The sequence below is a fragment of the Pseudomonas sp. E45-MNA-CIBAN-0222 genome, assembly GCF_040310405.1.
In the GTDB taxonomy this organism is placed as follows: domain Bacteria; phylum Pseudomonadota; class Gammaproteobacteria; order Pseudomonadales; family Pseudomonadaceae; genus Stutzerimonas; species Stutzerimonas stutzeri_AC.
Window position 1 is genome coordinate 225,099 of sequence record NZ_JBEOPU010000008.1, and the last position, 24,048, is coordinate 249,146.

The 24,048-nt window shown below is 60.4% G+C and carries 21 protein-coding genes and 3 tRNA genes; 13 read left to right on the forward strand and 11 right to left on the reverse strand.

From position 1 onward, the window contains the following. Positions 1-11: 11 nt before the first annotated feature. The 6 genes from trbJ to AAEZ08_RS14255 form a co-directional block, all read right to left on the reverse strand. The gene (gene trbJ / locus AAEZ08_RS14230; RefSeq protein ID WP_500124579.1) at positions 12-668 is read right to left on the reverse strand and encodes a P-type conjugative transfer protein TrbJ; all 657 of its coding nucleotides are present in this window, start codon (positions 666-668) and stop codon (positions 12-14) included. Next, positions 661-1,455, reverse strand: a complete 795-nt coding sequence (locus AAEZ08_RS14235; protein ID WP_500124580.1) for a LysR family transcriptional regulator — start codon at positions 1,453-1,455, stop codon at positions 661-663. Before AAEZ08_RS14235 ends, trbJ begins: the two co-directional genes overlap by 8 nt. 79 nt (positions 1,456-1,534) lie before the next feature. After that, positions 1,535-2,479, reverse strand: coding sequence for a copper homeostasis membrane protein CopD (gene copD / locus AAEZ08_RS14240; RefSeq protein ID WP_500124581.1), 945 nt, complete (start codon positions 2,477-2,479; stop codon positions 1,535-1,537). A gap of 15 nt (positions 2,480-2,494) precedes the next feature. Then, a complete protein-coding gene (copC, locus tag AAEZ08_RS14245; protein WP_008733943.1) occupies positions 2,495-2,881 on the reverse strand; it encodes a copper homeostasis periplasmic binding protein CopC in 387 nt (128 codons plus the stop codon). A gap of 24 nt (positions 2,882-2,905) precedes the next feature. Next, positions 2,906-3,181 (reverse strand): heavy-metal-associated domain-containing protein, encoded by a 276-nt coding sequence (locus AAEZ08_RS14250; RefSeq protein WP_068810638.1) that lies wholly within the window; start codon positions 3,179-3,181, stop codon positions 2,906-2,908. A 55-nt stretch (positions 3,182-3,236) separates the two neighbouring features. Then, positions 3,237-3,704, reverse strand: a complete 468-nt coding sequence (locus AAEZ08_RS14255; RefSeq protein ID WP_500124582.1) for a DUF411 domain-containing protein — start codon at positions 3,702-3,704, stop codon at positions 3,237-3,239. Positions 3,705-4,110: 406 nt separating this feature from the next. Between AAEZ08_RS14255 and AAEZ08_RS14260 the strand changes: the two genes are divergently transcribed. The 9 genes from AAEZ08_RS14260 (at position 4,111) to AAEZ08_RS14300 (ending at position 14,683) form a co-directional block, all read left to right on the forward strand. After that, entirely contained in the window at positions 4,111-4,497 is a 387-nt protein-coding gene (locus tag AAEZ08_RS14260) for a BlaI/MecI/CopY family transcriptional regulator (protein WP_500124594.1), read from the forward strand. Then, a complete protein-coding gene (locus AAEZ08_RS14265; RefSeq protein ID WP_500124583.1) occupies positions 4,497-5,492 on the forward strand; it encodes a M56 family metallopeptidase in 996 nt (331 codons plus the stop codon). The genes AAEZ08_RS14260 and AAEZ08_RS14265 overlap by 1 nt, the downstream gene beginning before the upstream one ends. A gap of 165 nt (positions 5,493-5,657) precedes the next feature. Then, complete coding sequence (locus AAEZ08_RS14270; protein WP_500124584.1) at positions 5,658-6,905, forward strand: TolC family protein; 1,248 nt, start codon at positions 5,658-5,660, stop codon at positions 6,903-6,905. Further along, on the forward strand, positions 6,902-8,131 hold the full coding sequence (locus AAEZ08_RS14275; RefSeq protein WP_427702605.1) for an efflux RND transporter periplasmic adaptor subunit: 1,230 nt from the start codon (positions 6,902-6,904) through the stop codon (positions 8,129-8,131). Before AAEZ08_RS14270 ends, AAEZ08_RS14275 begins: the two co-directional genes overlap by 4 nt. A 10-nt stretch (positions 8,132-8,141) precedes the next feature. Beyond that, positions 8,142-11,303: an efflux RND transporter permease subunit gene (locus AAEZ08_RS14280; protein WP_500124585.1), complete on the forward strand. Its 3,162-nt coding sequence runs from the start codon at positions 8,142-8,144 to the stop codon at positions 11,301-11,303. A gap of 280 nt (positions 11,304-11,583) precedes the next feature. After that, a complete protein-coding gene (locus tag AAEZ08_RS14285; protein ID WP_115290064.1) occupies positions 11,584-12,261 on the forward strand; it encodes a HupE/UreJ family protein in 678 nt (225 codons plus the stop codon). A gap of 22 nt (positions 12,262-12,283) precedes the next feature. Next, positions 12,284-12,928, forward strand: a complete 645-nt coding sequence (locus AAEZ08_RS14290; protein ID WP_162076960.1) for a transmembrane anchor protein — start codon at positions 12,284-12,286, stop codon at positions 12,926-12,928. A 94-nt stretch (positions 12,929-13,022) separates the two neighbouring features. Beyond that, on the forward strand, positions 13,023-13,286 hold the full coding sequence (locus AAEZ08_RS14295) for a hypothetical protein (protein WP_084341226.1): 264 nt from the start codon (positions 13,023-13,025) through the stop codon (positions 13,284-13,286). Positions 13,287-13,354: 68 nt separating this feature from the next. After that, positions 13,355-14,683, forward strand: a complete 1,329-nt coding sequence (locus AAEZ08_RS14300) for an MFS transporter (RefSeq protein WP_084341227.1) — start codon at positions 13,355-13,357, stop codon at positions 14,681-14,683. Between the two features lie 385 nt (positions 14,684-15,068). Here the strand turns inward: AAEZ08_RS14300 and AAEZ08_RS14305 are convergent, their stop codons facing one another. The 5 genes from AAEZ08_RS14305 to AAEZ08_RS14325 form a co-directional block, all read right to left on the reverse strand. Continuing rightward, positions 15,069-15,281 (reverse strand): ribbon-helix-helix domain-containing protein, encoded by a 213-nt coding sequence (locus AAEZ08_RS14305; RefSeq protein WP_151603619.1) that lies wholly within the window; start codon positions 15,279-15,281, stop codon positions 15,069-15,071. Positions 15,282-15,573: 292 nt separating this feature from the next. After that, a complete protein-coding gene (locus AAEZ08_RS14310) occupies positions 15,574-16,743 on the reverse strand; it encodes a PDDEXK nuclease domain-containing protein (RefSeq protein ID WP_500124586.1) in 1,170 nt (389 codons plus the stop codon). Next, complete coding sequence (locus AAEZ08_RS14315) at positions 16,740-17,939, reverse strand: tyrosine-type recombinase/integrase (protein WP_500124587.1); 1,200 nt, start codon at positions 17,937-17,939, stop codon at positions 16,740-16,742. The genes AAEZ08_RS14310 and AAEZ08_RS14315 overlap by 4 nt, the downstream gene beginning before the upstream one ends. A 364-nt stretch (positions 17,940-18,303) precedes the next feature. Beyond that, a tRNA-Asn gene (locus tag AAEZ08_RS14320) sits at positions 18,304-18,379 on the reverse strand. A 102-nt stretch (positions 18,380-18,481) separates the two neighbouring features. Further along, a complete protein-coding gene (locus tag AAEZ08_RS14325; RefSeq protein ID WP_102820189.1) occupies positions 18,482-19,678 on the reverse strand; it encodes an amino acid aminotransferase in 1,197 nt (398 codons plus the stop codon). A gap of 294 nt (positions 19,679-19,972) precedes the next feature. Here AAEZ08_RS14325 and uvrB point away from each other — a divergent pair, with 294 nt between their 5' ends. The 4 genes from uvrB to AAEZ08_RS14345 all read left to right on the forward strand — a co-directional run bounded on the left by uvrB (position 19,973) and on the right by AAEZ08_RS14345 (position 24,046). After that, the gene (gene uvrB, locus AAEZ08_RS14330; RefSeq protein WP_500124588.1) at positions 19,973-21,988 is read left to right on the forward strand and encodes an excinuclease ABC subunit UvrB; all 2,016 of its coding nucleotides are present in this window, start codon (positions 19,973-19,975) and stop codon (positions 21,986-21,988) included. Between the two features lie 186 nt (positions 21,989-22,174). Next, positions 22,175-23,656, forward strand: a complete 1,482-nt coding sequence (gltX, locus tag AAEZ08_RS14335) for a glutamate--tRNA ligase (protein WP_500124589.1) — start codon at positions 22,175-22,177, stop codon at positions 23,654-23,656. Positions 23,657-23,823: 167 nt separating this feature from the next. Next, positions 23,824-23,899, forward strand: a tRNA-Ala gene (locus AAEZ08_RS14340). 74 nt (positions 23,900-23,973) lie between these two features. After that, a tRNA-Glu gene (locus AAEZ08_RS14345) sits at positions 23,974-24,046 on the forward strand. Positions 24,047-24,048 lie beyond the last annotated feature (2 nt).

Consider the following 24,048-nt stretch of genomic DNA (forward strand, 5'->3'; position numbering starts at 1 on the left):
GGCGCGTGCCCTCAGTCGCCGCCGTAGAACGGCACGGTCTGCGGCGTGTAGGGCGTGCCCTCGCCGTGAAATCGCCGCCGCACTTCGCGGGCACGTTCGGTGGCCGCCGCCTGCCGCGCCAGCTCCAGCGACGCGGCGCGGTCCTGCGTCAACTGGAGCTGCTGAGACTGGATCGCTTGCTTGGCCTGCAAGGCCAGCAACTGGTTGGTCGCCTGCGCTGCTTGCAGCGCGCCGGTGGCCGACTGGCTCTGGCCCACCAGATCGGCCAGCACGCCTTCGTCCTCACCAAGGTTCTGCGACACCTGTGCCTGCATCCGCATCGCGGTGTGCAGGCCGTCGAGCGTGTGGCGCCAGCGCTCGCGCGCGTCCTGCGCCATGCGGTCGCCGCTGACGGTGGCGGCATACTCTTGCGGGTACAGCCGGGCAAACTCCCGGTCCATGCTCGCCACGTCATAGGCCAGGCCCTGCGCCTCGGCGATCAGGCGTTCGGTGGTCGCCAGCGTCGAGCGCAGCCGGTTGACCACGTTGTAGTCGAGGCTCGTCAGATTGCGCGCCTGGTTGATAAGCATCTGCGCTTCGTTCTGAAGCTGCCGCACCTGGTTGTTGATCTGCTCCAGCGTGCGGATCGCGGTCAGCGTGTTCTGCATCAGGTTGGTCGGGTCAATCACCGCCCGCCAGGGGTCTGCCGATCACGTCGGCGTTACGGCAAGCGATGATCTGCGACGATCCGACCAACGCCAGTGCATACCCTGCTGCCACCAGCGCCAGCATCAGGTCCAGCGACGCCACTTCTTCCGCGACAAGCGGTTCCACGTCCACGGTGCGAAGAATGCGCGCAATCTGCCGGCCATAGCCTTCGCATAGCTGCGGATCGCACATCACCAGCGGATAGCGCAGCACTTCGTCCAGCGGAATGCGTTTGTACGTCAGCAGTGGATGCCGTGCGGGTACGGCGACCACCAGCGGATCACTCCAGGCCGCTTCGGCCAGGATGCCTTCACCCACCTCGGCGGACTGCGCGAATCCTACGTCGTAGAGATCGTCGTGCAATCCCCTGATCTGCTGCGACAGCGGCACTTCATACAACCGGATATCGACCTCCGGTTCGTCCTGTCGGCATTGCGCCAGCAAGGCAGTGAAGCGCGACGGTGTGATGCCATCGGACAACGCGATGCGCAGTTGAGCCTGATAGCCGGCCGCCGCTGCCCTCACGCTGCCACGCGCCTGCTCCAGAGCAGTAAAGACACGTGGCACATGCTCAAGGAAAAGTTTCCCCGCGCGGGTCAATCGCGTGCTGCGGGTCGTCCTGTCGAACAGACGAACCCCGAGTTCTTCTTCTAATTCCTTAATGGCGCGTGACAGCGGCGACTGCTCGATGTGTAGCCGCTCCGCAGCGCGGGCGAAATGGAGTTCTTTCGCAACTGCAATAAAGCATCGTAAATGACGTAGCTCCATGAGGCCCCTTCATTACTCGTGCATGGCATGCACGAAGTCCCTGGTTGGTTGTTGTCCACCTGTTGGCCTCCAAGTGTTGTCATCCATGAGGGCTGAGGGTGCCGAGTACCGCTACGCTTACCAGAATCAGGAGCGCGATCGTCGCCTCGATGGTCACACTCAGTCGCAGGTGCTGTGCAGAGTGCGAGGGGGCGCCGGTATGGATGTCACGTTCGAGCCGGGGCACCAACCACCAGCGATGCAGGGCGGCGAGGCCCAGCATCGCAGCGAACAGCGCCAGCTTGAGCAGCATCAGGTTGCCGTGCCGGCTGTGAAACAGCGGTGCGATGGACCAGCCGACCAGATCCCCGTAGTGAAGGATGCCGGTCACCACCAGGACACCGACGAAGACGGTGCCTGGGCGCGAAAAGGTGTGCAGTGCCCGCCACAGCATGTGCAAGCCCTCACCCGCGGCGGGCTTTCCGTGTCGAACGAACAGAATCAGCAAGGCGAAGATGGCCCCGATCCAGCCGCCGGCAGCGAGCAGGTGCGCCATACCAGCCACCAGCCGCACCGTACCACTCACACCCTCGCCACTGGCAGCGTGTCCGTTCCACGCCAGGCTGACCAGCGCCACACCGGCCAGCAGGGTCACTCGCCGAATGGGGAATGGGCGCTCGGCGCGCTGCGACTGCCAGCCGAGTACAGCAAGCAGCAGAACCAGCAGGAATGCTCGCGTCAGCCCGGCGCGCCCAGCGGCGGTGTCGAACAGATACCAGGCCAAGTCGTCCCGCACCAGATCGGAAACCGCGCCCCCCATGATGCCAGCCGTGCTGCGCACAATCTCAATGCCCACTAGCGCCAAGCCGAGCACTCCACAGACCAGGAGCCCCCGGGTCAAGGCCCATCTGGGCTGGGGGGAGCGCTTATCGCCGCCGATCGTTGAGGCGACCGGACCGTACCACGCGAATAGCGGCAATCCGAACAGCAGCATCAAGTCTAGGTACTGCATGAACCGAAGCGTATAGTCGGGAAGACTGGACATGATGTTGGCGCCCGCTCATCTGATGGTGAAGCTGTATTCGCCAGTCATCGGATGGTTGTCATCACCGACGGCGCGCCATTGCACGTGGTAGACGCCTACTCCGAGGGGATTATGCAACGTAGCTCGCAGCGTCTTGCCGTCGTTGATGAGTTCAACGTCGATGTGCTCGACTTTCTCTGCGGCCCCACCGTCCTTTATGACGCTCAGCTCCAAGCGCGAGGCGCGAAGTACAAGCTGTTCACTGAAGACGAGATCGATCTGCTGCGGTGTCGTGACAACAGCATCGGCCGTCGGTGTGGATTTGACGAGGGAGATATGGGCCTGAGCGACCGATGTGATCAGCAACCCGGTCGCAAGACAGGCACCAACAATCAGAGAGCGAAATTGAGTAGTACGGTTCATGTGTATTACACCTCTTCCTATGTTTTAAGAATTTCGGCTGCAGCAACTTCGGCCGCCGCCTTCTGTTGATTGGCTGGACAGGGTGTCGCCGCTTGCCAGACGCGCGGGATACCCGGCCTGTTGCAACGTCGACAGCAGCGGATCATTGCCTTGATCGAAGTTGCCTCGAACTTGAACGCGGCCGGTGGCCAAATGCACTTCCACGGCATCGACTCCCGGCAGCTCTTTCAGCGCATCGGTGACTTTCGCGATACATGAGCCGCAGCTCATGCCCTGGACGTCGAGATCCACTGTGTTCATGACTGTGTTCTCCTCTTGATCCCGAAGCGGGACATTGGCCGTTTCATCGCATCGATCAGCGATAGGCTTGATAGACGCTGGTGCTGCCATCGACATGGATCAGCAGAACGTCGTAGAGGTCTTTGCGGTCGCCATAGAGCGGGCCGTCCATGCCAGGTGACCCGATCGGCATACCTGGTACGGCCAGGCCGATCGCCTCGGGCTTTTCTTTCAGGAGACGTTTGATATCGGCAGCGGGTACATGGCCTTCGATGGCATAGCCGCCGATTCTGGCGGTATGGCAGGAGCCAAACTGCTTGGCAATGCCGAGCCGTTCGCGTATGCCGGTGTTGCCGGTATTGGAAGTACGCACCTGGATGCCCACTTCTTCAAGATGCTGGACCCATTCGTTGCAGCAGCCACAGCTGGGGTCTTTCCAGACTTCTGCGCTCAGCTCCGATGCGGTTGCCACATTAGTACCGAGCATGGACGACAGAAACAGGCCCGCCAACCAGACGCGGTATTTGATAGCGACATTCATCATGCTCGGCTCCGTAACTCTTTAACTGTCGGTACAGGGGGATTCATGGCGCTCGGCTGTGGTTCAAAGCCCGAAATGCACCATGCGTCTTCATACCGATGCTAGAGAGCAGGCGCCGTCAGACAAATGACCCGCGCGTTACATTTATGTCATTCATTTGTCATCTCTATGCGGGTTCCGCACAGCAATCAGGCACCTGTTTTGCGGTCGCCTGCTCGGGCCGGGGAGCCGCTGAACTACCAGTGACATAACGCGATAGGTTCAGATGGCGATGGACCAGCCAAACGAAAAGAGACACCCGGCTTAGAGCTCGCACAGAAGAAACCGATTGACGATCGGTTTTTCAAAAATCATACTCTGAACTTCCTAAGTCAAGAAATTGAGGTTCAACCGTTTGACCAACCCTAGTGTGCCGCCGCTCGGCGACCTGGAAATTGCCGTGCTCGAAGACATCTGGCGCTTCGGTTCATCCGACGCCAAGACTGTCCATGCACGAGTCAAACATTCGCGTTCGATTGCATTGAACACCGTGCAGTCCGCGTTGGAGCGCCTGTTTCGCAAGGGGATCCTGCAACGCGAGAAGATCAGTCATGCCTACGAATACTCGGCAGGTCTTTCTCGCCGGGAGTTGGTTCGCAAGCTGGTGGAATCCACGGTGCATCGTGTCGCCGGCACACAATCGGATGCGTTGTTGTCGGCTTTTGTCGATCTTACCGTACAAGCGGATGGAGACCAGCTCAAACGATTGGAGGAATTGATTGCGCGGCGTCGTGCTGAACTGGATGAGAGCCGCTGATGATGAGCTATGGGTCGCTACTTCAATCTGCGCTGCTGGCCGGCTTTGTTCTGGCGATTACCCTGTCTTTGTTGGTTGTGGCCTGTGAACGCCCGCTAAGTCGGCTGCTTTCGAGACAAGCGCCTCGGCAGCGAGTCCGAATACTTTGGTGGTTGCTGACCGCGCCTATATTGGTGGGCATTGGCTATGCAGTAGTGGCTATAGCAATGCCCTCGGCCCTTCACGACTCGGCCCGGTTTGCCGCCGCCTGTTCTGCGCACTCAGGCAACCTTCTACATTTGTGTGTCTGGCATCCGAACGAAAATGGGCAGAGCTCTTGGTTGTGGGGGGCGATTGCCCTGCTGGCGGGTTATGCAACGTGGTTGATAGCGCGGGCAGCAATCGGAGTCTGGCGGGTCCGGCAGACCCTGCTCACCATGCTGCGTTTGAGTCGTCGTTTTGGACACACAGACAGGCTTCGTGTGGTGGATGTCGATCAGCCCATGGCCTTCGCTTGCGGCATAGGGCCAGGCCATGTTTTGCTTTCCCAGTCGTTGCTCGACCAGCTCAGCCCAACTCAGCTACAAGTAGTTCTGGCCCATGAGCAGGCGCACCTTGAGCATCGCGATGCGTTCTGGCGTCTGATGGCGGGGATGTTGTCGGGCATCCAGTTGCCAGGCACTCGTCGGCGCCTTCTGCGTGACTACGAGCTTGCCTTGGAGCAGCGCTGCGACTTCATTGCTGCGGCTTCAGTGGGCTGTCAAATAACGGTCGCTGAAACCTTGGTCGCGGTGAAGAAAATTTACCGCCATCACGCTTTAGCAGGTATGCCGCTGTCGATGGCCTTTCTCTCCGATTTCGTGCCCGAACGTGTTCAGGCGCTGTTGTCTCCGGGCCGCCGATCCAATTCATATCTGGGTTTATTTTTGGGCTTTACCGTGGTGGCGTTTTGCAGCTTGTCCACAGGGTGGCTGCACTACTTAACCGAGTCACTCATCACTATGTTGGCGAGGTAAACACGGACTCGGGATTTTTGGTATTTTTTTTGACACAAAAACCGATCGCCAATCGGTTTTTGTGTCGGCTGTTTGCTGATGTTTGCTGATGTTTGGTGAGCGCGCAAGAGCGCTTTGCGAAACGGCTTGTTGATCTGTTGCTACTTAGTTACCCGGAGGTTTTTTGTGAATTTGCACTGGTTGAGGGTTTTGGTGTTCGTCGGAGTCTGCGGCATCCCCGCGGTACAGGCTGCCGAGCCCTTGCGTCTGGAGGAAGCGGTGACCCGCGCGTTGACTTCTAATCCGTCCATCATTGCCGAAGGTGCTCAACTACAGGCCGTGCAGGCCCGCACCGAGCGTGAGGGTCTGCCGCCGCCTTACGTGATTGGCGGTGAGTTCGAGAACGCGGCCGGCACCGGCAGTCTGCGTGGCATTGATTCAGCCGAAACCACATTGCGCATCAGCCGGGTGATCGAACTCGGCGGCAAGCGTGCAGCCCGACAGACCCTTGGCAGGGCCGAGGTCAGCCAGCAACAGCACCAGGCCGATACGGCGCGGATCGACTTGGCCAGCCGAACCACAGCCCGCTTCATCGAAGTACTTGCCAGACAACAGCGGCTGGACTACGCCGAGGAGCGTGTCCGGCAAGCCGAACGTACTCGCAGCGAGGTCGCCACTTGGGTATCGGCGGCCCGCAACCCCGAATCGGACCTCCAGGCTGCCGAGATTGCGCTCGCCGAGGTGGAGTTGGCGCGCGAGACAGCGCAGCACGAATTGGCCAGCGCCCGAATGACGTTGGCCGCGAGCTGGGGTGCGTTGACGCCCGACTTCGGCTCAGTCGTCGGTGACCTGCAAGCCCTGCCGCCGGTCGAGTCGTTCGAGACATTGGCCGCTCGTCTGTCGATGACGCCCGAACTCTGGGCCTCGCGACTACAGGCGAACACCATCTCTGCCCGCCGTCGGATAGCCGAAGCCAGAGCGAAACCGGATATCGACTTGAGCCTGGGCGTACGCCGTATGGAAGCTTTTAACGATCAAGGCCTGGTGATGTCGATCTCGGTGCCGTTGGGCAGCCGCAAGCGCTCCGGATACTCGATCGCACAAGCTGACGCCGAACTCATCGCGCTGGAAGCCCGCCGGGATGCTGAACGCTTCGAGCGGCATCAAGTCTTGTTCGATATCTATCAGGAACTTATGCACGCACGTCACGAAGCCGAGGCGCTGCGTACACGCATGCTGCCCATGGCCGAGGACGCATTGGCGAACACTCGCCGCGGATTCGAGGCCGGACGCTTCTCCTTCATTTCGTTGGCACAGGCACAAAGGACGCTGTTCGACCTGAACCAACGCACCGTTGAAGCTGCTGCCCGCTATCACCTATTGCTGGTAGAGGTGGAACGCCTCACCGTCACCGTTGAGGACATGACCCCATGAATCGCCTGCTTTTCCTGCTTTTTCTCAGTTTGGCGCTGGCCGCTTGCGGCCCTAATAGTGACCGTGCCGACGGCGGCGTTGATGTGCAAGCGAACGAAGACTACGAGCGTGGCCCTAACAACGGGCGGCTTCTGCGCGACGGCGACTTCGCGTTGGAAGTCACGATCTACGAGACCAATGCGCCTCCACACTACCGGCTTTACGCCTATCGGGGCGACAGTTCGATCTCGCCCACTGAAGTCGTTGCGACCATCGAGCTCTCGCGCCTCGACGGCGAAGTCAACCGATTCACGTTCGCGCCGGAAAGCACCTACCTGGTTGGTAGCGGCGAAGTGACCGAACCACACTCATTCGATGTGGCTGTGACCGCAGAACACGGCGGCAAGAGATCCAATTGGTCCTACGAATCCTATGAGGGGCGCGTCACCATTCCGGCCGCCATTGCAGAAGATGCTGGTATCCGGGTCGAGCAGGCCGGCCCGGCTTCCATCCGCGACATCGTACGACTGACTGGCACCATCGCCTTCGATTCCAATCGCTATGCGTCCGTCGGGGCGCGCTTTCCGGGCATCGTGCAGTCGGTGAGCGTACAGCAGGGCGAGCGCGTCCAGCGCGGCCAGACACTAGCGATTGTCGAGGGCAACGACAGTATGCGCACCTATCCGATCACCGCGCCGCTCGATGGCGTGGTGATCGTGCGGAACACTAACGTCGGTGATGTGGCCGGAGCCGGCGCGTTATTCGAGCTGGCCGATCCCTCACATGTATGGATTGACCTGCGCGCTATCGGCACCGATGCCGAAAACCTGGCGCCCGGACAGGTAGTGCAAATCCGTTCGGCGACGGGCAGCGCGGTAGCAGAAGCGAAGATCGAAAGCTTACTGCCGGTGGCCGGTATCGGGCAGAGCGTTATCGCCCGCGTCAACGTACCGAACCCGCAGGGCCAGTGGCGACCGGGGATGACGGTATCCGCCGAAGTCATGGTGGACTCGCGCGAGGTGCCGTTGGCAGTGAAGGAGATGGGCTTGCAGCGCTTCCGTGACTTCACCGTGGTCTTCGTACAGATCGACGAGACCTACGAGGTGCGCATGCTCGAACTCGGGGATCGCGATGGCGAGTACGCCGAAGTGTTGGGCGGACTCAAGACGGGTTCGCGCTACGTTACCGAGCAGAGTTTCCTGATCCGCCAGGACATCGAAAAGTCCGGCGCCAGCCACGACCATTAAGGAGGACGCCATGCTTGAACGTATCATCCGCGCGTCCATCGCGCACCGCTGGCTCGTACTCATCCTGGTGCTGGCCCTGTCGGGCCTGGGGATCTGGAACTACAGCCGTCTGCCCATCGACGCGGTGCCGGACATCACCAACGTCCAAGTTCAGATCAATACCGAGGCGCCGGGCTACTCACCGTTGGAGGCCGAGCAACGCGTCACCTTCCCGGTCGAGACTGCGCTCGCGGGTCTCGCCAAGCTGGACTACACCCGCTCGATCTCTCGCTACGGTCTGTCGCAGGTGACAGCCGTCTTTGAGGACGGCACCGACATCTACTTCGCGCGGCAGCAAGTCGCCGAGCGCTTGCAGCAAGCTGCGTCGCAACTGCCGACCGGGCTGGAACCCACGCTGGGTCCGGTCGCAACTGGCTTGGGTGAAATCTTCATGTACACCCTGGAACCCGAGGCGGGTTTTGAGGAAACGTGGACACCAACCGCGCTGCGCACGCTGCAAGACTGGGTGGTGCGTCCGCAGCTTCGGAATCTGAAGGGCGTCACCGAGGTCAACACCATTGGTGGCTACGTGCGCCAGTTCCACATCACGCCCGACCCGATGCGGCTGTTGGCCTACGAACTGACGATGCGTGACGTGTTGGACGCGGTGGCGCGCAATAACGCCAATGTCGGTGCCGGCTATGTCGAGCGTTACGGCGAGCAGTATCTGATCCGCATCCCCGGTCAAGTGGCGGATATCGAAGGGCTGCGGAATATCGTCGTGGCAACGCGCGACGGCCTGCCGCTGCGCATTGGCGATGTTGCGGAAGTAATCGAGGGCAGTGAACTGCGCACGGGTGCGGCGACCAAGGACGGCAGTGAGGTTGTGTTGGGCACCGTTTTCATGCTGATCGGTGAAAACAGTCGTGCCGTCGCTCAGCGCACCGCCGACAAGCTTGCAGAAATCGACTCCACGCTGCCCACTGGTGTGCGTGCGCATACAGCCTACGACCGCACCAACCTCGTCGATCGGGCAATCGCTACCGTACAGAAGAATCTGGCGGAAGGCGCATTGCTGGTGATTGCCGTGCTGTTCCTGCTGCTGGGCAACCTGCGTGCGGCGTTGATCACGGCAGCGGTCATCCCGCTGGCCATGCTGATGACAATTACCGGCATGGTGCAAAATCAGATTTCAGCCAACCTGATGAGCCTGGGGGCGCTCGACTTCGGCTTGATCGTCGATGGAGCGGTGATCATTGTCGAGAACTGTGTGCGACGCTTCGGCGAGCGCCAGCACCAACTTGGCCGACTGCTGACCCGCGACGAGCGCTTCGCGTTGGCAGCCAACGCCAGTGCGGAAGTGATCAAGCCCGCGATTTTCGGCCTGTTCATCATCACTGCCGTGTACCTGCCGATCTTCGCGCTGTCAGGTGTGGAAGGAAAGATGTTCCATCCGATGGCCCTCACCGTGGTGATCGCGCTCACCGCCGCGATGGCGCTGTCGCTGACCTTCGTGCCAGCGGCTGTCGCGTTGCTGATCACCGGCAAGGTTGCCGAGAAGGAAAACAGAATCATGCGCGGTGTAAGCCGCTTCTATGCACCGCTGCTTGCCAATGTGATTCGGCTGCGGGTCGTGGTGGTCGCTGCGGCGATGGTTCTGGTTGTGCTATCCGGTTTGCTCGCCACGCGCTTGGGCACCGAGTTCACCCCGCAACTGGACGAGGGTGACATTGCGCTGCACGCGTTGCGCATTCCCGGAACCAGTCTGACCCAAGCGATCGGCATGCAACGCCAGTTGGAGGCCCGGATCAAGGAGTTTCCGGAAGTGGAGGAAGTGGTCGCCAAGATCGGAACCGCCGAGGTCGCGACCGACCCGATGCCTCCCTCGGTGGCCGACACTTTCATCATGCTCAAAGATCGTAAGGATTGGCCGAATCCACGCAAACCCAAGGCGGTGTTGGTTGCAGAGTTGGAAGAAGCAGTGAAGGCCATCCCCGGCAACAACTACGAGTTCACCCAGCCGGTGCAAATGCGCATGAACGAGCTGATCGCTGGTGTGCGGGCCGAAGTGGCGATCAAGGTCTATGGCGACGATATGGAACAACTGGCCGAAATTGGTGGCGAGATCGAGGCGCTGGCCGAGGGTATTCAGGGAGCGTCCGACGTGGCATTGGAGCAGGTCACGGGCCTGCCGGTGATGACGATCACGCCGAACCTGGAGGCGCTCGCTCGCTACGGACTATCCATCGATGATGTGCAGCAGGCGGTCGCTGTCGCGCAAGGTGGCGCTATTGCCGGCCAAGTGTTCGAGGGCGACCGCCGGTTCGACATCGTGGTACGGCAGCCCGAAGCGCAGCGCCAAGACCCGCAAGCGCTGGCATCCCTGCCAATTCCGGTACCGGCCGCCGTGGCTGGGGGGGAACAGGCCACCTATGTTCCGCTGCATCAACTCGCCTCAATCGAGGTGGTGCCAGGTCCCAACCAGATCAGCCGCGAGAACGGCAAGCGTCGGGTGGTCGTCACCAGCAACGTGCGTGGACGCGATCTGGGTTCGTTCGTGGAGGAGTTACGCGATCAGGTTAGTGCTCGAATCGAACTGCCGGAAGGCTACTGGGTCGATTACGGCGGCACCTTCGAGCAGCTTATTTCAGCCGGTCAGCGTCTGTCAGTGGTGGTGCCCGTGGTGTTGGTCATGATCTTCGGCCTGCTGTTCATGGCCTTCGGCTCGGCCCGGGATGCAGCGATCGTGTTCACGGGCATACCACTGGCCTTGACCGGCGGCGTAGCCGCTCTGTGGCTGCGAGATATCCCGTTCTCGATCTCGGCCGGTGTGGGCTTCATCGCGCTGTCCGGCGTGGCGGTGCTCAACGGTCTGGTGATGGTGAGTTTCATCCGCAGACTGCTCGACCAGGGAGCGCCGTTGCATGAGGCAATCTTGAATGGCGCCCAAGCACGACTGCGTCCGGTGCTGATGACGGCGCTGGTGGCCAGCCTGGGTTTTGTGCCCATGGCCATTAACGTCGGCACGGGTGCCGAGGTGCAACGCCCGCTCGCTACCGTGGTCATCGGCGGCATCATCTCCTCGACGCTGCTGACGTTGCTCGTGTTGCCTGCCCTGTATCGCCTGGTTCACAGAAATGGCGGGCGACCGCATGTCGAGGCTGAGCCATCTGTGGAGGCAATGCCATCGTGATGAAGGTACTTCGTCACAACAGCCTGCCTCTCGCCTGCATCGGCGAAGCGCTGAGTTCATCGCCCCAAACACCAGTAATCGAATCGTGGGCTTGTTGCCGGGCTCTGTGGCGAGGCGATGAGCCTGGCCCGGCCAAGTCCGGTAACCATATCGAGTCGAATCCACCGTACCGCCATCATGAAAAACACTTTGGAAATCCTGTCAGGAGATGAAGCTACTTATGCATGAATTTCTACCCCAAGCTGTGCCTGACCGCTACCCGCAGACCTGGCGCCGAACGATGCTGTTCCTCGTGGCGGCCACTTTCCTGCTCCTCTTTGGAATGAACGATGCGCTCGCGCACGCCATTGCAGAAGGTGACAAGGGCTATATCCAGGAAATATCCGGGGTCCATTTAATTTCCTTCATGTACCTGGGCGCCAAGCACATGGCGACGGGATACGACCACATCCTGTTCCTGCTCGGTGTGATTTTCTTCCTGTACAGGATGAAACACATCGCCCTGTACGTGACCCTGTTCGCCGTCGGGCACTCGACGACGATGCTGCTCGGTGTGTACTTCAATATCGGCATCAATAGCTACCTCATTGACGCCATCATCGGGCTGTCTGTGGTTTACAAAGCGTTCGATAACATCGGTGCATTTCAGCGATGGCTCGGCTTCCAACCGAACACGAAGATCGCGACGCTCGTGTTCGGCTTGTTTCACGGGTTTGGGCTGTCCACGAAAATCATCGAATACGACATCTCGCCCGATGGCCTGATTCCGAATCTGCTGGCGTTCAACGTCGGCGTCGAGATCGGACAGCTGCTAGCGCTTGGCGCGATCCTGATCGTCATGGGTTACTGGCGTCGGACAGCCAGCTTCTGGCGCCATGCTTATACCGCCAATGTCGCGACGATGTGTGCCGGTTTCGTCCTGATCGGCTATCAGCTCACCGGCTATTTCATATCCTGACCTACACGCGGAAAAAACCTCTATGTACAACATTGCCAAACCAACTCCTGACGATCTGCCAACCTCGAAGCAGTTGCTGCGTTCAACTCTCATCGCGCTCGTCACCGCTATCGCGATTCTGTTCACTGTCGTTCTTCCCTCTGAATACGCCATCGACCCGACCGGCATTGGTCGGATGCTCGGGCTGACGGAAATGGGTGAGATCAAGACGCAGTTGGCAGAAGAAGCGGCGATCGACGCCTCGATGGATGCCGCCGCTGCGCGTGCGGCCGTGCAGCCGGCCGCTCCTCTGGGCACCGGAGCAAGTTCTGTCACGGCTCAGCCCGCGCCGATTCCCTTGCCGGCAGCGGATAGCTGGCGGGACGAAATGCAGGTAGTGCTCACCCCCGGACAAGGCACCGAGATCAAACTCGTCATGCAAGCTGGAGAGCGGGCGGAATTCAGTTGGGTTGCGCAAGGCGGTGTCGTCAACTTCGACACGCATGGCGATGGCGGCGGGCAATCCATCAGCTATGAAAAGGGGCGCAGCGTGCCTTCCGATGAAGGTGTCCTCGAAGCAGCCTTTGATGGCAATCATGGCTGGTTTTGGCGAAATCGGGGGAGTTCCGACGTGACCGTCATTATTCGGGCGCGCGGCCAATACGCTGAAATGAAGCGCGTGATTTAACCGTTGCGCCAAGCAATACACGACATTTGGCGTCGTCTGTCCATGTCCCAACCTCCGTGAAAACACGGGTTACATTTGAAAGGAGATATTGAAAATGACCATTCGTACTTTGGTGCTCACTGTCGTTGCATGTGCGTCCGCTGCTTCCATGACGGCGTTCGCTCACCCTGGTGGGCACGACGACGATGAAAAACTCATCCCCACCACCTGCGCCCAGCTGGCCGACAAGGAGCGCTACACGGACGACGTTTCGTATCCGGAGGTCAAAGCGTTGAAGGAACGTTGCGATGCCGAGAAAAAGGGCCAGGTGGAACCGGGGACAACGACCACACCCCGATCGGCGGATAGGGATAACTGAGGAGAGAGGGTGAGGCGCAGTGATGCGCTGCACTCTCTGTCTTGACTTGGACGACTGGAGTGGATTCGATGCTTGGGATTCTTCGTCATACCGATTTCCGGAGGCTTTTCCTCGCACAGATGGCCGCGTTGGTCGGTACAGGGCTGGCCACGGTGGCTCTCGCCCTGTTGGCCTACGAACTCGCCGGTTCCAAGGCCGGGGCAGTTCTGGGTACAGCGCTGGCGATCAAGATGACGGTATACGTGCTGCTGGCGCCAGTAGCCGGCGCCTTGGTGCCGCCAGCCAAGCGAAAGGTGGTGTTGATCTCGCTCGATGTCATCCGCGCCAGTGTCGTGCTGGCGTTACCTTTTGTTACCGAGATCTGGCAAATCTACTTACTGATCGCGGTACTGCAAGCTGCTTCCGCAGGTTTCACGCCACTGTTCCAATCATTGATCCCCGAGGTACTTTCGGAGGAGCGCGACTATACGCGGGCGCTTTCTTTGTCACGCATCGCCTATGACCTGGAGAATCTTTTCAGCCCAGCCCTCGCGGCTATCTTGCTGGTCTGGATCAGCTTCCACGGTTTGTTCGTCGGCACGTCCTTCGGTTTCGCACTATCGGCAGGGTTGATTGTGACAACGGTGTTCCCGACAACCGTGGCCGGAAACCGGAGGGAGGCGCTGGGCGAACGTATGTTGCGCGGCATGCGCATCTACCTGCGCACGCCTCGACTGCGCGGTCTGCTTGCTTTGAACCTGTGTGCCGCAGCCGGCGGAGCGATGGTGTTCGTGAACACTATAGTAATCGTTCGAGAGCTTCTGGGCGGCGACGAACAGCAGCTCGCCTTGGCATTGGCGGTGTTTGGTGGTGGTTCGATGTTGGCTGCATTGTTATTACCCAAGGCACTTGATCGGCTACCGGATCGCCAAGTGATGCTGTCATCCGCGATCGCTATGGTCGTTATGCTGCTGACCCTCACGATGCTCTGGGTTGCACTGCCAAGCTTACGTGGTTGGGCAATGTTGTTGCCAGCCTGGGGCCTGATGGGGATTGCCTACGCCGGCTTGGTGACTCCAGGGGGGCGGTTGATACGGCGCTCTGCCCACAATGAAGATTTGCCCAGCGTATTTGCCGCGCAATTTTCCTTTTCACATGTCTGCTGGCTGCTTGCGTACCCGCTGGCGGGCTGGGTTGGTCTGAAGCTCGGCCTCGGGGTTGCCTTGGCCGCTTTGAGCGGCCTTGCGGTAGTGGGATTGTTCGTCGCGATTCGGAGTTGGCCGTCGGACGATCAGCGCGTACTGGCTCACAGCCATGAAGACCTGCCGAGCGACCATCCGCACTTCGCATCGCACGGTGTGGCGCCGCATGCGCATCCGTTCGTCATCGACACGCTGCATCGGCGATGGCCTGGATGACGGTGCACAGGTGCTGCCGCCAGCCTCACTCTAGGGCCTCAAGGCCAACCGAAGATGACGGCGGAATGACGGGAATGTGATGAATGAGTCATCTCGGCGACAGTGACCGTCGCCTATGTTGGATGCCGTTAGTTCCACAGACTTGGGTTCTATGGCGGTGCGCTATGCGATGTCTGTTCAGAAAGGCCCCGGGAATGGCAGCCGCTGCGGGTTTGCCACGGATGTCATCGTCGGAGAGTTCTCCGGTGAGGACGAGTCGACGTAACGCGTCGCGTTGCCACGCTGGGCGGCCTTGAGACCATTCAAGTATTTCCTGCAAGACCGTCATACTCCCCCCGCTGCATCGCGTCCTTTTATATGGGCATAGCCAATCTCATCGTTCGCTTCACCGTGTATCGTCCTCAATGGGGCGAAGCACCGCACCCTCGGGCTGATCCAAAAAACGCCGGATGGCCAAGCGCACAACATACTGGAGCGGCAACGGCGGACGTTGCGCCTCAGCCAGCTTGCGCAAAGCCTCGTAGTCCTCGGCATCAAGGGAGACTGTGAAGCGCTTGAGCGGTTGCGATTGAGGCATAAACGGCGGATCAACCAACATGGAACCCAATCACCAGATTACACCGGAACGCACCAAAACGCACCAAAGTGTAATGGTGCACGCCTTGACGGCACGCGCGCCCTTGACGGCGAGAACGCCGTGGTACGGTGAAGGGAAACAGCAAGACCGCCCATCCCCACTTCTGACGAAGGCAGGGACAGGCAAGCGGAGCGCGCAGGCCCTCAAGGGCCGGAGGCGTCAGGGATCAAAGCCGGATGGCCGCGATTCGGCACGAAGCGCGGGGCGCGGGGCGCAGCCCGCGAGCCCGACGGCGGTACGCCGAGACGCATCGTTATCGTTGGCGAGTCTCGGGATGAATCGCTGCGCGAGATTCCAGCAGACGCCGCGTGTTCTCAAGTTCCTTTTGCAGCAATTCGGCATCCGGCAGCACCATCCGATAGTTCGCCGCCATGACCTTGCTGGGCAATCCCTCAAGCGCATACCGCGCCAAGGCGTGCCCCTTGTCCGCGCACAGAATCAGGCCCACAGGCGGATTCTCTTCGGGAAACGTCCAGTGCTCCTTCGCGTAGTTGCAATACAGGTGCATCTGGCCCACGTCGGCATGGGTCAGGCTGCCGAGCTTCAAATCGATGATGACGAGGCAGCGCAGCCGGCGATGGAAAAACAGCAGGTCCACCCGATACCAAGTCTGGTCGATGCGCAACCGGCGCTGTCGCCCGACGAAGGTGAACCCCTCACCGAGTTCGAGCAGAAAAGCTTCCAGCCGTTGGATCAAGGCGCTTTCAAGATCGGACTCCGAATACTCGTCCTTGAGGTCCAGGAACTCCAGCACATACGGGTCCTTGATCGCGTCGGCGGGCGTGACGGCATCCTCCGGTTTCGGCACCGCGCCCTTGGTCAGCATCGCGGCCTTGTCCTTGGACAGCGCGGTGCGTTCGTAGAACTGGCTGCCGATCTGCCGGTCGAGCTGGCGCACACTCCAGCCACCGCGCAGGGCTTCGGCCTCATAGAACTGGCGGGCGTGGTCGTCCCTAACCGACAACAGCCGCACATAGGCCGACCACGGCAGCATGAACGCCTGTGCCAGTTCGGAGAGACCCAATTCCCCAGACACTGTCTGGGATTTCCCAGGAACTAACTGGCTTTGCAATTTCCCAGACAGTGTCTGGGAAATCACGGAACGGGGATATGCGAGGAAGAAGCGTCGCATGTTCTCCAGGTTGTTTACGCCGAACCCTCGCCCGAACCGCGTGGTCAAGTCACTGGACAGGCGAGCGATCAACTGTTCGCCGTAGCCGGCACGCCGCTTGCCTCGTTGCTCGGCTTCGACGATCCGGCGGCCAATCTCCCAGTAGCTGGCAGTCATCAACGCATTGACGCTGCGAACCGCCGCATGGCGCGCGGCATCGAGCAATTCCACGATGCCGCTGCAGATGTCGGCGTAGCCGGCCGGTATGGCGGAGCTTTTCCCCGCCGTTGCCGAAAGCGTCTTCTTGCTCATGCCACCACCTCCGCAGGGCGCTGTGCCCCGGTGATCGTCTTGCGCCGGTTCGCCACCAGTTCCGCCGCCTTGCGCACCGGATCGTCCTCGGTGTGGACGTAGCGCATGAACATCGCCACGGTCTTGTGCGCGGTCAGCACCATGCCGACCTTCACCGGGATGCCCGAATTGGCAATGTCGGTGGCCGAACGGTGGCGGATGCCGTGCGTCCCTACATGCGCCGCACCCGCCGCCTTGAGCGCACGGCACCAGCCGCCGTAATACTCGCCCGTGGTCAGGTGTTGCCCCGAATGGCGTGGCGACGGCAGCACGTAGGGATTGCCTTCCTGCCTCGGCGCCGTCGAAAGCAGCCGGTAGGCTTCCTCGCTCATGGGCTTGGACATGCCGCCGGTCTTGCTGTCGGGCCAGGCCACGCGACGGTTCGCCAGATCGACCCAATCCCATTCGAGCGTGACGATTTCGGAGCGGCGACCGGCAAACTCGAACTGGAGCCGGATCGCCAGCGGAATGACGTAGTTCTCTAGTCCTTCGACCTCGATCTTGGCGAGCTGCCGGAACAGCTTGCCCATGTCCTCGTCGCTGATGAGGTGGGTGGACTTGCCGGCAGGGAACATCGGGACATGGCGGCAAGGATTGGTGCCGTCAGGCCGATAGCCCCACACCTCGGCCAAGTTGAACATCTTGCGCAGGATGCTGAACGCCTTGTTCGCCTCGGTCTGTTTGTACGAAAGTTTTTCCATCAGTCCGGCAACGTCAGGCCGCTTCACGTCGTGAACCTTCTTGCGGCCCAGCAGCGGGATGATGCAGCGCTCAATGACGCCTTGATAGCCGACTCGGGTGCTGGGTTTGTTGCGCTTCTTGGAGTAGTCCTCCATAAATTTCTTGCACAACTCCTCAACGGTGGGTGCCTTGCGCGCCTCGGTTTTGGCTGCGCCGGGATCGCCGCCCCGGCGAACCTCAGCCAGCCAGTTCTGCGCCAGCGAGCGGGCCTGTTCGACGGTCAGTTCTCCGTACATGCCCAACGCCGGCTTGCGCCGCTCGCCGGCATTCGTCCGGTACTGGAGCATGAAGACCTTGCGGCCGGCAGGTGTAATCTTGCACAAGAAGCCGGGAACAAGAGTGTCACGCAGCTCGATGGGCTGCGCCTGGGGTTTTGCCGCATCGACTGCGGACTTGGTGAGTTTGACCTTAGCCATGATGACTCCTCGGAAAGACGCGGTTTCCAGGAGCCTGTTAGGAGCCAAGCGGACGGAAGCCGGGTCAAGTTTCAGAAAGCACCGGCATATGATGAATTCGCCTAAGTTTTTGATAAACCTGCTGTAGCGGGCTTAGGCGTAGTCCAGCGAAGTTCGGTGCTGGAGTCATGGTGAAATAAAAAAGCCCCGGTATTTAACCGAGGCTTTCAAATTTGGCTCCGCGACCTGGACTCGACTGCGTCAGCAGAACGCGCTTCAGCGCGGCCCCGAAGGGGTGAGCGAAGCGAATAACCTGGGACGCAGTCCCTGGTGAGAGTCCAGAGGCAATAAAAAAGCCCCGGTATTTAACCGAGGCTTTCAAATTTGGCTCCGCGACCTGGACTCGAACCAGGGACCCAATGATTAACAGTCATTTGCTCTACCGACTGAGCTATCGCGGAACGACGGTGCGTATCCTACTGTTTGCAAAGGAGAAGTCAACCCCTGCAACGGTAGGCGTGAGCCTGCGCCCCGGGCCAGAAACAGCCCTGGGGCGGGGCAAATCAGAGCACCTGAACGATGGCGTCAGTGACGTGACCGATGTTGTTGCGGTTCAGTGCTGCAGCGCAGATCCGACCGGTGTTAATCGCGTAAACGCCGAACTCGATGCGCAGTCGCTCGACCTGCTCAGACGTGAGGCCGGAGTAGGAGAACATGCCGCGCTGGGCTGCGACGAAGCTGAAATCCGTCTTCGCGCCCTTGGCCGCCAGTTGCTCGACCATGCTCAGACGTAGTTCGCGGATGCGGCTACGCATCTCGCCTAGCTCGGCTTCCCACATGGCGCGCAGTTCCGGGCTGTTGAGCACGGATGCAACGATGGTGGCGCCGTGGGTCGGCGGGTTGGAGTAGTTGGTGCGGATCACGCGCTTGACCTGCGACAGCACGCGCGCAGACTCCTCGCGACTCTGCGTAACCATCGAAAGCGCGCCGACACGCTCGCCATACAGCGAGAAGGACTTGGAGAACGAGCTGGAAACGAAGAAGGTCATGCCCGATTCGGCGAACAGCCGAACGGCAGCGGCGTCCTCCTCGATGCTGTCACCAAAGCCCTGATAGGCGATGTCGATGAACGGGATGTGATCCTGCGCGCGCAGTACGTCCAGAATCTGCTTCCAGTCATCCAGATTCAGATCGACGCCCGTTGGGTTGTGGCAGCAGGCGTGCAGTACGACGATCGAGCGGGATGGCAGATTCTTGAGGTCTTGCAGCAGGCCGGCGCGATCGATGCCGTGGTTGGCTGCGTCGTAATAGCTGTAGTTCTGTACCGGGAAGCCGGCCGACTCGAACAGCGCGCGATGGTTTTCCCAGCTCGGGTTGCTGATGGCGACCACGGCGTCTGGCAACAGACGCTTGAGGAAGTCTGCACCGACCTTGAGTGCGCCGGTTCCGCCGAGCGCCTGGGTAGTCACCACCCGGCCCTCGGCAATCAGCGGAGAATCTTCGCCGAACAGCAGCTTTTGTACGGCGGCGTCGTAGGCGGCGATGCCTTCGATCGGCAGATAGCCGCGGGGCGCGTGGGCAGCGATGCGCGCTTGCTCGGCCTCGACCACGGCGCGTAGCAGCGGAATGCGACCTTCTTCGTTGTAATAGACACCGACACCGAGATTGACCTTGTTCGGCCGCGTGTCGGCGTTGAAGGCTTCATTGAGGCCGAGAATAGGATCACGCGGCGCCATTTCGACAGCAGAGAACAAACTCATGGTGAGGGGGCTCGAAAGAGAAGGGTGACTGATTTCACCACCCCCGCGTCGGCGCGCAGGGTGATGCGCAAACGGGGCGGTAGTATAGCGGTCATGCCCGTCGCCTGCGATATGCTACCGAGGTTTTCTGAGTGCTTTCGGTGCGTTTTTTGTGCAGAAAGATGGGCGGTTTCGCAGCTTGCCGCGGGACCCGTTGGCGGTCGGTTTTTTACCGGCTAATCGCGGCCGCCAGGGCTTCGTGCGATTCCCGCCAATCCGGCTTCATGCTCGCGCACGTTTTACTAGAGAGGCCAAATGTCCAAGTTCGAACTGGTTACGCGTTTCCAGCCGGCCGGCGATCAGCCGGAGGCCATTCGGCAGATGATCGAAGGCATCGAGGCGGGGTTGTCGCACCAGACGCTGCTGGGTGTGACCGGCTCCGGCAAGACCTTCAGTATCGCCAACGTCATTGCGCACGTGCAGCGGCCCACGCTCGTGCTGGCGCCAAACAAAACGCTGGCCGCGCAGCTCTATGGCGAGTTCAAGGCCTTTTTCCCGAACAACGCTGTGGAGTACTTCGTTTCTTACTACGACTACTACCAGCCGGAAGCCTATGTGCCGTCCTCGGACACCTTCATCGAGAAGGATGCATCGATCAACGATCATATCGAGCAGATGCGCCTGTCCGCGACCAAGGCACTGCTGGAGCGCACGGATGCGATCATCGTCACCACCGTCTCCTGCATCTACGGTCTGGGTAGTCCAGAGACATACCTGAAGATGGTGCTCCATGTGGATCGCGGCGACCGTCTCGATCAGCGCGAGCTGCTGCGCCGCCTGACCGGCCTGCAGTACACCCGCAACGACATGGACTTCGCCCGCGCGACGTTCCGTGTACGCGGCGATGTGATCGACATATATCCCGCCGAATCAGATCTCGAAGCGGTGCGCATCGAGCTGTTCGACGACGAGGTTGAAAGCCTTTCTGCCTTCGATCCGCTGACCGGTGAGGTAATCCGCAAGCTACCGCGCTTTACCTTCTATCCCAAGAGCCACTACGTGACCCCGCGGGAAACCCTGCTCGATGCCATCGAGGGGATAAAGGCTGAGTTGCGAGACCGACTCGACTATCTGCGTAGCCAGAACAAGCTGGTGGAGGCGCAACGTCTGGAGCAGCGCACCCGTTTCGATCTTGAGATGATCATGGAGCTTGGCTACTGCAATGGCATCGAAAACTACTCGCGCTACCTGTCCGGGCGTGATCCGGGCGAGCCGCCGCCGACGCTGTTCGACTACTTGCCTGCCGATGCACTGCTGGTGATTGATGAGTCCCACGTTTCGGTGCCGCAAGTTGGTGCGATGTACAAGGGCGACCGCTCGCGCAAGGAAACCCTGGTTGAATACGGCTTCCGTCTGCCGTCTGCCTTGGATAACCGGCCGATGCGCTTCGACGAGTGGGAGGCGATCAGTCCGCAAACCATCTTCGTTTCGGCCACGCCTGGACCTTACGAGGCTGAGCACGCCGGCCGTGTGGTCGAGCAGGTTGTACGCCCTACCGGTCTGGTCGATCCGCAGATCGAAGTGCGGCCAGCGCTGACCCAGGTCGACGATCTGCTGTCGGAGATCCGTAAATGCGTGGTCAAGGAGGAGCGGGTGCTGGTCACCACGCTGACCAAGCGCATGGCCGAGGACCTGACCGACTACCTCAGCGACCACGACGTGCGGGTTCGTTATCTGCACTCGGACATCGATACCGTGGAGCGGGTCGAGATCATTCGTGATTTGCGTCTGGGCACGTTCGACGTGTTGGTGGGCATCAACCTGTTGCGCGAGGGATTGGATATGCCTGAGGTGTCGCTGGTGGCGATACTTGATGCAGACAAGGAAGGCTTCCTGCGTTCGGAACGCTCGCTGATTCAGACCATTGGCCGCGCTGCGCGCAACCTTAACGGTCGCGCAATCCTCTATGGCGACAACGTCACCGGATCCATGCAGCGCGCCATCGATGAAACCGAACGGCGGCGTAACAAGCAGATCGCCTTCAACGAGGCCAACGGCATCGTGCCGAGGGGCGTGAAGAAGGATGTGCAGGATATTCTCGAAGGCGCCACCGTACCTGGCTCGCGCAGCAAGAAGCGTCGAGGTGAAGCCAAGGCAGCAGAGGAAAGCGCGCGCTACGAAAACGAGCTGAGTTCGCCGAGCGAGATCACCAAGCGGATTCGCCAGCTGGAGGAGAAGATGCTGACCTTGGCACGCGACCTCGAGTTCGAGGCCGCCGCTGAGGCGCGCGATCAGATCCACAAATTGCGCGAGCGACTGTTGCAGGTCTGACGCCGCTGCCAGGCACTGCCTTCGGGCAGGGCCTTATGTAGGGTTCGCCGCTATTGGCGGCGCACTCGCCCGCGGGGCAGAGTCCAGGCGAATGCCCGGCCTGGTGTTCGGCTGGAGCCTATCGGGGCCCGCCTGCTAACATTCGCCTCTTCGATTTTCATACGTCCTTTCCGTCCGAGAGCATCCATGACCACGGTTCGCACCCGCATCGCGCCTTCTCCGACCGGCGATCCCCACGTCGGTACCGCCTATATCGCGCTGTTCAATCTGTGCTTCGCCCGTCAGCATGGCGGCCAGTTCATCCTGCGCATCGAGGATACCGATCAGGTCCGCTCGACCCGTGAGTCCGAGCAGCAGATTTATGATGCGCTGCGCTGGCTGGGCATCGAGTGGGATGAGGGTCCCGATGTCGGCGGCCCGCATGGCCCGTATCGTCAGAGCGAGCGCGGCGAGATCTACAAGAAGTACTCGGACGAGTTGGTCGGCAAGGGCCATGCCTTTCCGTGCTTCTGCAGTAGCGAGCGCCTAGATCAGGTGCGTGTCGAGCAGATGGCTAACAAGGAAACGCCGCGTTATGACGGTCATTGCATGCACCTCGATCCGGCCGAAGCTCAGCGTCGCATCGCTGCTGGTGAATCCCATGTGATTCGCATGAAGGTGCCGATTGAAGGCATTTGCCAGGTGCAGGACATGCTGCGCGGCACCGTCGAGATTGGCTGGGATCGCATGGACATGCAGGTGCTGATGAAGGCCGATGGTCTGCCGACCTACTTCCTCGCCAACGTGGTCGACGACCACCTGATGGGCATCACTCATGTACTGCGCGGCGAAGAGTGGCTGCCGTCGGCGCCCAAGCTGATCAAGCTGTACGAGTACTTCGGCTGGGAGCAGCCGCAGCTGTGCTACATGCCGCTGCTGCGCAATCCGGACAAGAGCAAGCTCTCCAAACGCAAGAATCCGACCTCGGTAACCTTCTACGAGCGCATGGGTTTTCTGCCGCAGGCGATGCTTAACTACCTTGGCCGCATGGGCTGGTCGATGCCTGACGAGCGCGAGAAGTTCACGCTGAACGAGATGATCGAGCACTTCGACATCAATCGGGTATCGCTCGGTGGGCCGATTTTCGATCTGGAAAAACTCTCGTGGCTCAATGGCCAATGGCTGCGTGAGTTGTCGGTCGAGCAATTTGCTGCCGAAGTGCAGAAGTGGGCATTCAACCCTCAGTACATGATGCAGATCGCTCCGCACGTGCAGCAGCGCGTGGAAACCTTCAGCCAGATCGCGCCGCTGGCCGGCTTCTTCTTTTCCGGCCCATTGCAGCTCGATCCGGCGCTGTTCGCCCACAAGAAGCTGGACGCCACCCAGGTGCGCCAGGTCATGCAGCTGATCCTGTGGAAGCTGGAAGCCCTGCGCCAGTGGGAAAAGGACCGGATCACGGCATGCATCACCCAGGTGGCCGAACACCTAGGCTTCAAGCTGCGCGATGTGATGCCGCTGATGTTCGCCTCCATCACCGGGCAGGCCAGTTCAGTTTCAGTGCTTGATGCGATGGAAATTCTCGGCCCGGATCTCACGCGCTTCCGTCTGCGCAACGCACTCGAGTTGCTCGGTGGCGCTTCGAAGAAGGAAGTGAAGGAGTGGGAGAAGCTGCTGTCGACGCTCGCCTGAGCAGGGCAATAGAGGCGATGCTGGCGACCAGCATCGCTGCTAGGTGCATCGATTACCACTCGTCGGTGGTAAGTAGTTGTTCCTAATGCCAAAAAATCTTCGGCCTGTTGGAAATTGTTGTTGACACTGCATGGGGGCGCACCTAATATGCGCCCCGTCCTCGAGATGGGGCTATAGCTCAGCTGGGAGAGCGCTTGCATGGCATGCAAGAGGTCGACGGTTCGATCCCGTCTAGCTCCACCAATCTCGTAGAGCAGAATTTGCCACCAGCTTGTATTTGCTAATCAAGAAATACAGGTTGCGCTTGAAGGGTTTGCGTCCCCTTCGTCTAGTGGCCTAGGACACCGCCCTTTCACGGCGGTAACAGGGGTTCGAGTCCCCTAGGGGACGCC